A 12,492-nucleotide genomic window follows, 5' to 3' on the forward strand; every position below is an offset into this window, starting at 1 on the left:
GCAAAATTAATATAACAAAAAATATTTATTGAAACATATAATGTAATGTATTCTATGTAATTGGTTAAAGGTTTGTTCTCACAAGCAATATATTTTAGCAACAGCACTACTTGGATGATGAGCTGTAGAAGAAGTACTCGATTTCATTAAAAATAAAAAAGAGAGCAAAGCTCTCTTTTTCCTTACCTTATTCTTCCCAAACTTTAACTTCTTTCATTACATCGCCTTGACGCATTTTTAATACTGTTTCAATACCGCTTGTTGCTTTACCGAATACAGTATGAACACCATCTAAATGCGGCTGTGGCTCATGAACGATAAAAAATTGGCTACCGCCTGTGTTACGGCCAGCGTGAGCCATAGAAAGTGATCCTACAAGGTGTCTATGAGGGTTTCCATCAGTTTCACATGGAATAGAGTAACCTGGGCCACCTGCACCTGTACCTGTTGGGTCTCCACCTTGGCTTACGAAGCCAGGAATAACACGGTGGAATGTAACACCGTCATAAAATCCTTGCTCTGCTAATTTTTTAAAGTTTTCTACTGTTTTCGGTGCTTCTTCTGGGAAAAATTCCAAGTCGATTTTTTCACCGTTTTCCATTAATATGTATCCTAAAGTTTTCATGCGTATATGTCTCCTTTCAATTATCTCAGCACTATATTACCACATTCATGACTAGAAACAAAAAGAATCCGACAATCTAGATACTTCTTTTTTGAAATGTGGAAAAAGCTAGGTGACAAATAAGAAATATATACTATAATAACTTTGTTGCCCGAAAATTTTAGAAAGAGAAAGGGAGCGATTTTTCGTGAAAACGAAATTATTAGCTCTGCTATTAGCTGTAACGGTATTTATGATGCCAACAGCTTCATTTGCAGACATCATCGAGGGAGAATCAATTGTTACATTAGGAGAGAACTTATCCGAACAACAAAAACAAGATCTGTTAAAAGAAATGAAAGCACCAAAAGATGCTACAATTATCACCGTATCTAATGCGGAAGAACATAAATTTCTAGAAGGCATTGTTCCAAAAGCACAAATTGGTACGAGAGCAATTTCTTCTTCTATGATTACATACACAAAACCAGGATCTGGTCTTATTGTACGATCAAAGAACATTAACTGGGTAACAGATGCAATGTACACTAACGCTTTGATTACAGCAGGTGTAAAAGATGCAGAAATTCAAATTACTGCACCTTTTAAAGTTTCAGGAACTGCAGCTTTAACTGGATTAATGAAAGCATACGAAACTGCGTCCAATAAACAAATTCCTGAAGAAGTTAAAAAAGTAGCGAATGAAGAAATGGTACAAACAGCCCAGCTTGGTGATAAAATTGGTGAAGAAAAAGCAGTTCAACTTGTTGCAAAAATTAAAGAAGAAATTGCAAAAGAACAGCCAAAAACAACAGAAGATTTACGTTCATTAATTAAAAAAATTGCTGACCAACTCGGCATTACATTAACAGATGAACAGTTAGATAACTTAGTATCGTTATTTGATAAAATGAAGAATCTTAATATCGATTGGAATCAAGTTGGTAGTCAATTAAACAAAGCAAAAGAACATGTTTCTGCCTTTTTAGGATCTGAAGAAGGGCAAAGTTTTCTAGATAAAGTGAAAGATTTCTTCTCAAGTATCATTGATTTTGTTAAATCTTTATTCAAGTAAAAAAGAAGCCCGCCAATGACGGGCTTCTTTTTTATACAAGTAACGGTAATTTCATAACAGCCTCTTCAACCGAACGCACTATATGATTTGCTTTCTCCTTTACATATGGATGGGCATGATGAAGAGTAAATGAATGCGGGGTTACTTCAAACATAGAAATATCATTGAAAGAATCTCCAATACAAGCAACTTCATTTGCTTCAATTTGCAAATGATCCATTAGTCGCTTTAGAGCACTCCCCTTACTCACGCCTCTTGGCATAATATCAACATAGCGTTTACCTGATATAAAAACTTCCGCTTCGCCTTGAAACGTATCTCGTAGCTCTTGATCTAACGTCACAATTTTCTCTTCTTCTCCAAAAACAAACAATTTTGCAGGGTGTACAGTCTTACCAAACTCTTCTTCTAACGCTTCAATTTCAGCGATATGCACGCCCATATATGCTTCAAAATTATGGTGATGTTCATTCTTCCTTTTTGTATATCGCTGCTCATTTGCACAAACAATATCCGCTAGTCCTTTTTTATGTATATATCGATATATTTCCTGGGCAACCACATTTTCAAAACTCGATTCATGAAATAAATTTCCATCTGGAAGTAACATTGTCGCTCCATTTAAGCCAGTTGTGTAATATGGGAATGCAAACCTTTTTACAACTTCATCAATTCTGTGTGTAAAGCGGCCAGAGGCAAAACAAATATTTGTCCCTTTCTCAGCTAACCAACACAGCGCACGTTCATCTTCTTTTTGCATATGATTCACATCGTAAACGAGCGTGTCATCTAAATCACTTACAAATAATTTAATCATGTCCTCTTCCCCTTTCATACACAATATCTACTCTAAGTGTACACAAAAAATGTTTGATTTTTGTTAAAAAATAATAAATTTTTGCTAAAAAAAATAAACGGGTGTATAATCCCGTTTATTTTTGTCTTTTTACATTTTGAGGTCTTACAATACTTGGTCGTACTTTTAAACTAGACATCGTTGGACGGAGTAAAATTTTTGTTAACGCGCCCCAATCAAATGGTAAAAACGGCCATAAATAAGGTGTTTGTAAACTTTTTATAGACGTTAAAAATAAAATTAATATCGTCATACCAATTACAAATCCCATCTCATGGAAGAGACCTGTTAAAATAATAACAAACAATTTCCCAACCTTATTCCCTAATCCTAGTTCATAACTCGGTGTTGCATATGCACCAACCATCGAAACTGCTACATACAAAATTACTTCTGGCACAAACAAACCTACATCAATTGCAATTTGACCAATTAATATAGCGGAAATTAACCCTGCTGCAGACGATAACGGCGTTGGAGTATGAATGGCTGCCATCCTTAAAAACTCAAGTCCGACCTCTGCCATTAACACCTGTAATAAAATTGGTAAATGCGTCATCTTAGTCGGTCCAATAAAAGCAAGATTTGCTGGCAAAAGAGTTGGATCAAATACAAACACTAACCAAAATGGTAATAAAAATAACGAGAATATAACACCTAAAAAGCGCACCCAGCGTAAAAATGTACCGACAGCTGGATTTTGTCTAAACTCTTCCGCGTGCTGTAAATGATGAAAATATGTTGTCGGTGTAATCATAGCACTTGGCGATGTGTCAACAAGTACTAACACATGTCCTTCTAGTAGATGATTTGCTGCTACATCTGGCCTTTCTGTATATCGAATAAGTGGGAATGGGTTATAGCTTTGCTTTACAACAAATTCTTCTACTGTTTTATCCGCCATCGTAATTCCATCTACATCGATGTTATTTAATTCTTGTTTTATAATCTTTACTAAATCTGGATTTGCAACATCTTGAACGTATGTAATACAAATATCCGTTTGCGATCTATCTCCTACTCGAACCATTTCATTTCGAAGACGTGGATCTCGAATTCTCCTACGAATTAACGCTGTATTTACAACGATATTTTCAACAAATCCATCCCTCGCACCTCGTACTACCTTTTCGGTATCTGGTTCTGTCGGTGTTCGCCCTGGATAACTACGAACATCGATCGCGAACGCTTCCGTTTCACCTTCCACAAATATCACGATGAGTCCTGATAATACTTGGAGCATTACCTCATCCATCGTTTTCACTTTACTTACTTGTTGATGGATTAAGCGATTCTCTAAAAGCTTCACTGTATCTTCTTCTACATCCCTTATCTCATTTGTATCCACTGCTTCTTCTAAAATAGGGATAATATAATTTGTATCACAAAGTCCGTTTACAAATAACACACCAATTTCTTTATTCAAAATTTGAAATTTACGAATGCCAACATCGTATGTAACGCCTAGTCCAACTGTCTGCTTTAAATAATTTTCATTGTCACTTATGAAAGTTGATATAGGGATATCCACTTTTTTAGGCTTCGTCATAAAAACCACTCCTTTCCAAAATTAATTGAATTGCTTTCTTTGTAATAGGTGACCCTCTCTCCCATTCATCATTTCCGCACATTTTACCAATATCACCGACTCCAACAATGACAGGAACATTTAAATCGTCTAAACAATATATTGTATCTCCGCTAATTCTGCCAATTTCACCATCTGGAAGTCCAAATTTATCAACACCATATTCGGTTAAATTCCCGTTCCGATCTACACTTACATCTACACGTGCCCATTCCCAATGATGCGTATTAGACGCCACTGCTAAAATACCGAGCACATCAATTTGTTTATGGGTAGCCACATATTTTAATGCCTTTTCACCAGATCCTTCTCCAATAAATCCACTGTCATCAAACATAACAAATACAGGGTCATATGGCGTTTGCATAATAAGCTCAACAACTTTTTTCCCTGTCAATTTGGTTGGATTACTTTGTGATGCTGAAATACACCTTCCCCCAAATTCCTTCGTTAAAAGCTCAATTGTCCGCTTTGCATATTCATCTCCATCTGTGACCAAAACAACCCTTCGTCTCATTTGATTTATCCTTTCGGTTTACATATAAGTGCTATAAAAAATGAAAACAATATCGCTGCGGAAATGCCCGCAGACGTTAAACTAAACATGCCAATACCAATTCCTAAATATCCATGTTTTTCTGCTGCATGCATTGCTCCGTGCAATAGTGAATGTCCAAAACTTGTAATAGGGACTGTCGCTCCAGCACCTGCAAATTTTATTAGTTTATCGTACAATCCAAATCCATCTAAAATTGCTCCGATGACTACAAAAGTTGCCATTAAATGAGCTGGTGTTAACTTTACGAAATCTAACAATAGTTGCCCAATTAAACAAATAGCTCCACCTACAAGAAATGCATATATAAAATCCACAATTCACTCTCCTTTAACTCTCTCAAATACGACACCATGTGCAATTGTTGGAATTGTTTCCTTCTGTTGCATCATCATCGGGCTTAATAATGCACCAGTCGCAACGACAAAAATTCGTTGTAAATTCCCTTTTTGCATCTCGTGTAATAAATGGCCATACGTAACAACTGCTGAACAAGCGCAACCACTACCACCTGCAAACACTTCTTCTTGACTTGATTCATAAATCATCAATCCACAATCATTGTATATATGCCCAAGATCATAACCTTCCTCAAGTAAAAGTTGTTTCGCAATCGGCGTCCCAACAGCTGATAAATCACCCGTAACAATCAAATCATAATCATCGGCACTTCTTCTTAAATCTTCAAAATGTTGTTGAATTGTATGAGCTGCTGCTGGAGCCATCGCTGCCCCCATATCCAAAGGATTTGTAATTCCTAAATCTTGCACTTTTCCGATTGTAGCTGACGTAATTTTAATTGCACTTTTTTCATTGCTAATTAATATAGATCCTGCACCAGTCACAGTTGAATTTGCTGTCCCTGGTTTTTGCCCACCGTACTCTGTTGGATAGCGAAATTGTCTTTCAGCCGTTGCATTATGACTGCTTACTGTAGCTAAGACACGATTTGCAAATCCACCGTCTATAAAAGCTGAGCCAACTGCTAAAGTCTCCATAGACGTTGCACAAGCGCTAAACATTCCTAAAAAAGGAATGCCCCACTTACGCGCAACATAATTTGCTGTCACTGTTTGATTTAATAAATCTCCCGCTAAAAAGAAATCAATCTGCGATGTTTTTATATTCCCTTTTTGCACTGCTTGTTGAATTGAGTCTGACATTAATCTTCGTTCGGCGAGCTCCCAATTTTCTTCTCCACAATGCAAGTCATCATATGAAATATCAAATTTTTTCCCAAGAGGGCCCTCAGCTTCTTTCGGACCGACAGCAGTACCCGTTGCATTCACATATATATCATTTTGAAATACCCACGTTTGTTTTCCGGTCAACCTCATACTAGCCCCTCCTTTAAGACATAAAAATTTTAAAGGTATACCTTATTAACCCAATGATATATGCACCAACAACCCCAAATACAATCACACTTCCTGCCAGTTTAAACATATTTGTAGCAATCCCTAGAACAACCCCTTCGCTCTTATGTTCTAAGGCAGCGCTCGCCATAGAATTTGCAAATCCTGTTACCGGTACCGCTGATCCTGCTCCAGCAAATTGACCGATTTTATCATATACACCACACCCTGTTAAAATCGCGGATAATAAAACAAGGGTTGCAACAGTTGGGTTTCCTGCCTCTTGTTCACTAAAGTGAAAATAATGTATATAAAATTTCATCAATACTTCTCCAACTGTGCAAATGAGTCCACCTACAAGAAATGCTTTGATACAATTTAGTAAATAGTTTGGCTTTGGATGATACTCCTTCACTTTATTTATGTAATCATCCTTCAATTTCTGACTTGTCATTTATATACTGCCTCCTACTTTACGAAATAAATCCAGTGAAACAACGATCCTATTACTTTCCCAAGTACAAGAGCAACGAGTAAAACAATAATCTTCCCCTCTACCCCTACTCGTTTCACTAAAATAGGTAGAACATTTAACACCTCTGTTAATGCTGCAGCAAGCATTCCAATGAACGTGCCACAAAATATCCCTAATATAACGAGCCAATATTGCGACGTTTGAAATGTAATGTTTTTCAAACTGCACCAAGCCCCTGTTAAAGTACCTGCAATGACTGCCCACTCAAAATATTGAATATGCTTTCCACTTCTCGTTAATTGGGCTAAACGGGGGATTATACCAAGTACAGCTAAAAATGCGACATATCCGCTACCTACCGCAATCCCTCCAGCTAAACCAATTAAAATAACAAATCCATACTCAATCATCGGTAAGTTGTTTCATATTATCCTTGTTTTCATTAACGATTACATACTGATCAAGTGACTGTTGGTATTGAAACATCTCAACTTCTAGCGGACTCGGCTCTTCATTAATTCGCTTTTGAAATACATGATTAAAGAATAAAACCATCCCTAAGCCAAGACCTAAAGAATAAGGAATTTGAAATAAAAGTGGTTGCGCATTAAATTCTCCAGTAATCATGTAATATAACCGTTGATGTACTTGTTGCATACTTACATCTTCATGGAAATAAATGATCGCAAGGGCCGCTCCAATGAAAAGTAACAGCCATACAAGCCCGAAAAAAATTGGGTGTGTCTTCTTTTTTTCGTATATAATTTCAACAAGAGTTTGTCCAGAACCGAGTAAATTAATTTGTAGATGAGATGCTTTCTGTTGAATAATCTCAATTACTTTCATAACATCAATTACAACATGCGTCTTATCATGCGCTGTTATTTTGTAAACTATCTCATTTTGTAACAACTCAACTACGGAAGAATCTCCGGCAAGTTGAGCAACATCGCCCAGCTTTACTTCATAAGTAGGAGAAACTTTTAAACGATTGCGCATTTTAATATAAATCGTTTGTTCCAACTTTCATTCACCCCTTCACTCTTCCTCGTAGTTGTAGTATGGTTATTGAATTTTTTTCTAATACAATTTTTTCATAAAAAAACATCTGCACCATTTCGGTACAGATGTTTTTTACTTATGCCTTTTTCTTAAATAAGTTTGCAATACTTAATGCAAGCCCTCCCCAAATGACTACTATTCCAATAACCATCATCATAATTGCTGATCCACTCATTATGAAACACCTCGATCTTTCCATTCTTTTTCAAGCTTGGCAGAATCCGAATGTATTTGTGCATTCCATTTCTTTAGACTAATAATTAGCGCAACGATAAGGAAGGCTGCTGCTATCGACCAACCATACGTTATAACAAACTCAGTCGGATAATCTCCATAATTCTTTTTAATATTTTGGATTGTACCATCAATTAGCATATACCCTAACATAAGCGGAGTAATAACGAGTAAACTCACTCTCCAAAACGTTCCTAATTTAATATCAGATACAAAGTTTGCATGATTTTGATAAACTGGTAAACGACGTAAAATGAGCCCTATCGTCACTACTTCCGCAAGTGCAATTGTAATTAATCCGAAATTATTGGCGAAATAGTCGACAACATCTAAGAACATAAGCCCACCACGTGTTGCAAATACAAGAGAAACTAACACGAGAAGGGTTCCCATAATTCCAATGGTTTTTTCCCGACTTAAACTGAATTTTTCAGATACAGCGGCAAAACATACTTCCGCGAGTGAAATAAGTGATGTGATTCCAGCAACCGTTAACGATAAGAAAAATAATACACCAAACAACGGTGACATCGGCAATTCATTAATAATTTGCGGAAATACTACGAACGCAAGCCCAACGCCAGCACTTGCTACTTTATCAACCGGTACTCCCATATTATTCGCCATAAATCCAAGAGCTGCAAAGACCCCAATACCTGCTAATAATTCAAATCCTGAGTTTGCAAATCCAGTAATAAAGGCATTATTTGTTGTATCCGAGTTTTTCGGTAAATAACTAGAATACGTAATCATAATTCCAAATGCTAAAGATAAACTAAAGAATATTTGACCATAAGCAGCAAGCCATACTTTCCCATCAAAAATACGACTCCAATCTGGTTTAAAGAATGCATCTAGTCCTTGCATAGCACCTTCCATCGTCACTGCACGAACGACGATAATAAGGAACATAACAACTAATAAAGGAATAAATATACGGTTAACAACTTCTATTCCTTTTTTAACTCCTTTAAATGCAACGCCAAGGACAATAATCCAAACGAGAGCTAATGGAATTAATACTTCCGGTACAAGTCCTCCAAATTGCCCTGGCTTATCTGCAACATGTAAGTACTCTTTAAATAAAAATGATTGCGTGTCTTTTCCCCATGCTCCAGTAATTGCAAAGTATGTATACGATATAGACCAAGCAATAATCACTGCATAATATGTTGAAACGATAAATGTTACGCACATTTGCCACCATCCAATAAATTCGGCACGCGGGCTAATACGGAAAAATGTAAGTGGTGCTGAACCACGATGACGATGACCAAGGGCAAACTCAAACGCTAACAATGAAATACCAGTCGTTAATAATGCAAATAAGTACGGTAAAAAGAATGCTCCTCCTCCATTTTCATACGCTGTATAAGGAAAACGCCATATGTTTCCTAATCCAACGGCAGATCCGACCGCTGCAAAAATAAATCCAGCTCTCGTTCCCCATTGTTGCCTCGTTTCCATGTTTCCTTCCCCCTTTATGACAAGTTCATACTTGGATTATATTTTAAATTGACTAAATTATCAATAAATTCTGTTAATTTTTGCGAAAATTAACATCTCTCTCCTATTAACGGCATAAAAAAATCGAATAGACAATTATTCGTCTATTCGATCTTTCATCTGTTTTAATATTTTCTTTTCAAGTCTTGAAACTTGTACTTGCGAAATGCCTATGCGCTCTGCTACTTCTGACTGTGTTTGATCTTTATAGTAACGCAAGTATACAATTAAGCGCTCTCGTTCATCTAGTTCTCTAATCGCTTCTTTTAAAGCAATTTTATCGAACCATTTCGTTTCAGATTGATCTGCAATTTGATCTAAAATAGTGATTGGATCTCCATCGTTTTCATATACAGTTTCATGTATAGACGAAGGGGCCCGGCTCGCTTCTTGTGCTAGAACAACTTCCTCTGGCGTTAGTTCTAGTGCCTCTGCCACTTCATTAATCGTGGGAGCCCTTCCGAATTCTTTCGAAAGCTCATCTCTCATCTTTCGAATTTTGTTTCCTGTTTCTTTTAAAGACCTACTAACTTTCACTGATCCATCATCACGTAAGAAACGTTGTATTTCACCAATAATCATTGGAACTGCATATGTTGAAAATTTCACGTCGAAAGATAAATCAAATTTATCTACCGATTTCAAGAGCCCAATACATCCAATTTGAAATAGGTCGTCTGGTTCGTATCCTCGATTAAGAAACCGCTGTACAACCGACCAAACGAGGCGCATATTACTTTGAACGATTGTATCTCTCGCTCGTTGATCTCCATCTTGACTTTTTTGAATTAACGCTTTTAGCTCGTGGTCCTTTAACTGAGGTTTCTTCTTCTCATTTTTGACCTCTATGTCCATAGGCTATTCTCCTTAATTGCATAGAGCGTTACTATTTGATAAGTATTTTGTCAAATGGATTGTTGTCCCGAAAGATTCGTTTGAAATAACTTCTACTTCATCCATAAAATTTTCCATGATAGTAAATCCCATTCCGGAACGCTCTAATTCAGGTTTAGTTGTAAAAAGGGGTTGTCTCGCTTCATCTAAGTTAAAGATTCCAATCCCTTCATCTCGAATCGTGAGTTTCACCATTGCTTCTTCCAAAATTACAGAAATATAAACAATACCTTCTGCATTTCCTTCGTATCCATGAATAATTGCATTTGTAACCGCTTCTGACACAACTGTTTTAATCTCCGTTAATTCTTCCATCGTTGGATCTAGTTGTGCAATGAAAGCCGCTACTGTAACGCGAGCGAACGATTCATTTTGACTTAATGCTGAAAATTGAAGGTTCATTTCATTTCTCATCTATGCCACCCCCAACGTCGCGAGCGCGTGCGCTTCACTTTCTTCTAAGCGAACGATTTTGAATAAGCCCGACATTTCAAATAAACGCTTAACAGGCGGTGAAATTGCACAAACAACCATTTCTCCACCTAATCCCTTTACGTGTTTATATCGGCCTAATATAACACCTAGACCAGAACTATCCATAAAAGATAAGTTCTCTAGGCTCAAAACAATATGATGAACACCATGTGTCTCAATCATATCTGTTACTTTCGTTCGCAACTCTTCAGCCGTATGATGATCTAATTCACCCTCTAGTCTCACACATAGGACGTCACGTTTTACTTCTAATTGCATGGAAAGACTCACACGATTTCCTCCTTATGCTCAAACTTTACTTATTCACATACATAAAGATTTTCGTGATACAAAATAAGAATCCTTCCTGCTGACAAAAGAAGAACTATTTCGTCATAAAGTGAAACCTTTCAGCATTATTCACTTACATACGAATAGAAAAGCGGCAAAATATTTGCCGCTATTTTGATGTTGAAAACATCCCAAAACTTCTTTTAAATAACTCCCACCAGCTCGCTGCAGCAACATCTTCTTTTGCTACAATTGTTTGTTTTAATAAAACATCTTTATCTTTTTTAATAACAAGTGTACCAAGCGCGTCACCTTTTTTAATCGGTGCTTTTACTTTCTTTTCAGCAATTACTTCTTGTTTTACCTTGTCCATATTCTCGCCCTTCTTCATAAGAAGAGAAACATTATCTGATGCAACTAAATCTACTTTTTCTTTTTTCCCTTTCCCTACTTGAACTGTCTTAATTTTTTCGCCGCGCGTATACAATTTCTTTGTCATATATTGACCAAATGCGTAGTCAAGAAGCTTCGTCACTTGGTTGTTCCGTTCTTTTGATGTTGGTGCTCCCATGACAACTGAAATGACACGCATGCCATTTTTTTCAGCCGATGCTGTTAAACAATATTTCGCTTCTGTCGTAAAACCTGTTTTTACTCCATCTACGCCAGGATAAAAACGTACTAGCTTATTCGTATTAACGAGCCAAAACTTTTTATCCGTATCTTCACGTAAATAATCTTCGTACTTACCTGTGTATTTACGAATAAGTGGATACTTCATCAATTCTCTCGCCATTATAGCCATATCATTTGCTGTCGAATAATGGTCTTTGGCCGGAAGACCTGTTGGGTTTTGAAAATGTGTATTTTTCAGCCCTAGATCTTTCGCCTTTTTGTTCATCATATTTACAAATCCTTCATCTGAACCTGCGATATGCTCGGCTACTGCAACAGATGCGTCATTTCCAGATGCAATTGCAATACCCTTTAACATCTCGTTTACAGTCATCTCTTCCCCAGGTTCTAAAAAGATTTGCGATCCACCCATTGAAGCTGCATGTTCGCTCGCTCTAACTTTATCGGTCAGTTTTAGTTTTCCTTTTTCAACTTGTTCCATAATTAAAAGCATTGTCATAATCTTTGTCATACTAGCAGGTGGTAATTTTTCATTTGGGTTTTTATCAAATAAAACTTTACCTGTATCTTGCTCAATTACGATTGCTGACGACGCTTGTTCCGCTAACTTCGGTGTTGTTTCTTCTGTTTTCTCCTGCTTCGTTTTCTCAGATTGTGCGAAACTCACTGAAGTTCCAGAAAGCAATAACATGAAACAAACAAGTATTCCAAAAACTCGCTTCATGACTAACCCTCCATTCTATATCAGACCTATTTTTTCCAATTTACCTTTTTTTAATACCAAATTTTTCTAACATTTTCAGTTGACAAATACATTCGTCCCCTATATTGTATTAAGTGTATTACATACAGTAGTACACTTAATACATATGAGGAAGGAGACATT

Annotated in this window: 16 protein-coding genes; 1 reads left to right on the forward strand and 15 read right to left on the reverse strand. The window is 36.7% G+C overall.

The genetic code is table 11. The features are described 5' to 3' along the window. Positions 1-187: 187 nt before the first annotated feature. Positions 188-625, reverse strand: a complete 438-nt coding sequence (locus tag ACQGS6_RS02645) for a peptidylprolyl isomerase (protein WP_000853782.1) — start codon at positions 623-625, stop codon at positions 188-190. Positions 626-812: 187 nt separating this feature from the next. Here ACQGS6_RS02645 and ACQGS6_RS02650 point away from each other — a divergent pair, with 187 nt between their 5' ends. Beyond that, the gene (locus ACQGS6_RS02650) at positions 813-1,679 is read left to right on the forward strand and encodes a DUF1002 domain-containing protein (protein ID WP_000850515.1); all 867 of its coding nucleotides are present in this window, start codon (positions 813-815) and stop codon (positions 1,677-1,679) included. A 31-nt stretch (positions 1,680-1,710) separates the two neighbouring features. Here the strand turns inward: ACQGS6_RS02650 and ACQGS6_RS02655 are convergent, their stop codons facing one another. From ACQGS6_RS02655 to dacF, 14 genes are all read right to left on the reverse strand, one after another. Continuing rightward, positions 1,711-2,514: a Cof-type HAD-IIB family hydrolase gene (locus ACQGS6_RS02655; RefSeq protein ID WP_001987215.1), complete on the reverse strand. Its 804-nt coding sequence runs from the start codon at positions 2,512-2,514 to the stop codon at positions 1,711-1,713. Positions 2,515-2,611: 97 nt separating this feature from the next. Continuing rightward, complete coding sequence (gene spoVAF, locus ACQGS6_RS02660) at positions 2,612-4,084, reverse strand: spore germination protein SpoVAF (protein ID WP_000165596.1); 1,473 nt, start codon at positions 4,082-4,084, stop codon at positions 2,612-2,614. Further along, positions 4,071-4,640 (reverse strand): stage V sporulation protein AE, encoded by a 570-nt coding sequence (locus ACQGS6_RS02665; protein WP_001254415.1) that lies wholly within the window; start codon positions 4,638-4,640, stop codon positions 4,071-4,073. The genes spoVAF and ACQGS6_RS02665 overlap by 14 nt, the downstream gene beginning before the upstream one ends. A 5-nt stretch (positions 4,641-4,645) precedes the next feature. Beyond that, on the reverse strand, positions 4,646-4,996 hold the full coding sequence (spoVAE, locus tag ACQGS6_RS02670) for a stage V sporulation protein AE (RefSeq protein WP_000345904.1): 351 nt from the start codon (positions 4,994-4,996) through the stop codon (positions 4,646-4,648). A 3-nt stretch (positions 4,997-4,999) separates the two neighbouring features. Beyond that, positions 5,000-6,016, reverse strand: coding sequence for a stage V sporulation protein AD (spoVAD, locus tag ACQGS6_RS02675; protein ID WP_001241163.1), 1,017 nt, complete (start codon positions 6,014-6,016; stop codon positions 5,000-5,002). A gap of 13 nt (positions 6,017-6,029) precedes the next feature. Beyond that, positions 6,030-6,488, reverse strand: coding sequence for a stage V sporulation protein AC (gene spoVAC / locus ACQGS6_RS02680; RefSeq protein ID WP_000203810.1), 459 nt, complete (start codon positions 6,486-6,488; stop codon positions 6,030-6,032). 14 nt (positions 6,489-6,502) lie between these two features. Then, complete coding sequence (spoVAB, locus tag ACQGS6_RS02685; protein ID WP_426964868.1) at positions 6,503-6,919, reverse strand: stage V sporulation protein SpoVAB; 417 nt, start codon at positions 6,917-6,919, stop codon at positions 6,503-6,505. Next, positions 6,912-7,532: a stage V sporulation protein AA gene (locus ACQGS6_RS02690; protein ID WP_000438366.1), complete on the reverse strand. Its 621-nt coding sequence runs from the start codon at positions 7,530-7,532 to the stop codon at positions 6,912-6,914. Before ACQGS6_RS02690 ends, spoVAB begins: the two co-directional genes overlap by 8 nt. Before the next feature lie 115 nt (positions 7,533-7,647). Then, positions 7,648-7,746, reverse strand: coding sequence for a methionine/alanine import family NSS transporter small subunit (locus ACQGS6_RS02695; protein WP_000016826.1), 99 nt, complete (start codon positions 7,744-7,746; stop codon positions 7,648-7,650). Next, complete coding sequence (locus ACQGS6_RS02700; protein WP_000450087.1) at positions 7,746-9,272, reverse strand: sodium-dependent transporter; 1,527 nt, start codon at positions 9,270-9,272, stop codon at positions 7,746-7,748. Before ACQGS6_RS02700 ends, ACQGS6_RS02695 begins: the two co-directional genes overlap by 1 nt. A gap of 135 nt (positions 9,273-9,407) precedes the next feature. Beyond that, positions 9,408-10,166, reverse strand: a complete 759-nt coding sequence (gene sigF / locus ACQGS6_RS02705) for an RNA polymerase sporulation sigma factor SigF (RefSeq protein ID WP_000350731.1) — start codon at positions 10,164-10,166, stop codon at positions 9,408-9,410. Positions 10,167-10,178: 12 nt separating this feature from the next. Beyond that, positions 10,179-10,619, reverse strand: a complete 441-nt coding sequence (spoIIAB, locus tag ACQGS6_RS02710; RefSeq protein WP_001243398.1) for an anti-sigma F factor — start codon at positions 10,617-10,619, stop codon at positions 10,179-10,181. Beyond that, a complete protein-coding gene (spoIIAA, locus tag ACQGS6_RS02715; RefSeq protein WP_000059135.1) occupies positions 10,620-10,970 on the reverse strand; it encodes an anti-sigma F factor antagonist in 351 nt (116 codons plus the stop codon). Between the two features lie 169 nt (positions 10,971-11,139). Continuing rightward, positions 11,140-12,330 (reverse strand): serine-type D-Ala-D-Ala carboxypeptidase DacF, encoded by a 1,191-nt coding sequence (dacF, locus tag ACQGS6_RS02720; protein ID WP_426964869.1) that lies wholly within the window; start codon positions 12,328-12,330, stop codon positions 11,140-11,142. Positions 12,331-12,492: the final 162 nt, after the last annotated feature.

The sequence above is a fragment of the Bacillus sp. GMs2/2 genome (genome assembly GCF_050172095.1).
GTDB lineage: Bacteria > Bacillota > Bacilli > Bacillales > Bacillaceae_G > Bacillus_A > Bacillus_A cereus.

Bases quoted from the DNA above. Each gene is read 5' to 3' on its own strand.
- spoVAB (WP_426964868.1), bottom strand. From the start codon at position 6,919: ATGATTGAGTATGGATTTGTTATTTTAATTGGTTTAGCTGGAGGGATT.
- ACQGS6_RS02645 (WP_000853782.1), bottom strand. From the start codon at position 625: ATGAAAACTTTAGGATACATATTAATGGAAAACGGTGAAAAAATCGAC.
- ACQGS6_RS02695 (WP_000016826.1), bottom strand. From the start codon at position 7,746: ATGAGTGGATCAGCAATTATGATGATGGTTATTGGAATAGTAGTCATT.
- spoVAD (WP_001241163.1), bottom strand. From the start codon at position 6,016: ATGAGGTTGACCGGAAAACAAACGTGGGTATTTCAAAATGATATATAT.
- dacF (WP_426964869.1), bottom strand. From the start codon at position 12,330: ATGAAGCGAGTTTTTGGAATACTTGTTTGTTTCATGTTATTGCTTTCT.
- ACQGS6_RS02665 (WP_001254415.1), bottom strand. From the start codon at position 4,640: ATGAGACGAAGGGTTGTTTTGGTCACAGATGGAGATGAATATGCAAAG.
- spoIIAB (WP_001243398.1), bottom strand. From the start codon at position 10,619: ATGAGAAATGAAATGAACCTTCAATTTTCAGCATTAAGTCAAAATGAA.
- spoVAC (WP_000203810.1), bottom strand. From the start codon at position 6,488: ATGACAAGTCAGAAATTGAAGGATGATTACATAAATAAAGTGAAGGAG.
- spoVAF (WP_000165596.1), bottom strand. From the start codon at position 4,084: ATGACGAAGCCTAAAAAAGTGGATATCCCTATATCAACTTTCATAAGT.
- sigF (WP_000350731.1), bottom strand. From the start codon at position 10,166: ATGGACATAGAGGTCAAAAATGAGAAGAAGAAACCTCAGTTAAAGGAC.
- ACQGS6_RS02655 (WP_001987215.1), bottom strand. From the start codon at position 2,514: ATGAAAGGGGAAGAGGACATGATTAAATTATTTGTAAGTGATTTAGAT.
- ACQGS6_RS02700 (WP_000450087.1), bottom strand. From the start codon at position 9,272: ATGGAAACGAGGCAACAATGGGGAACGAGAGCTGGATTTATTTTTGCA.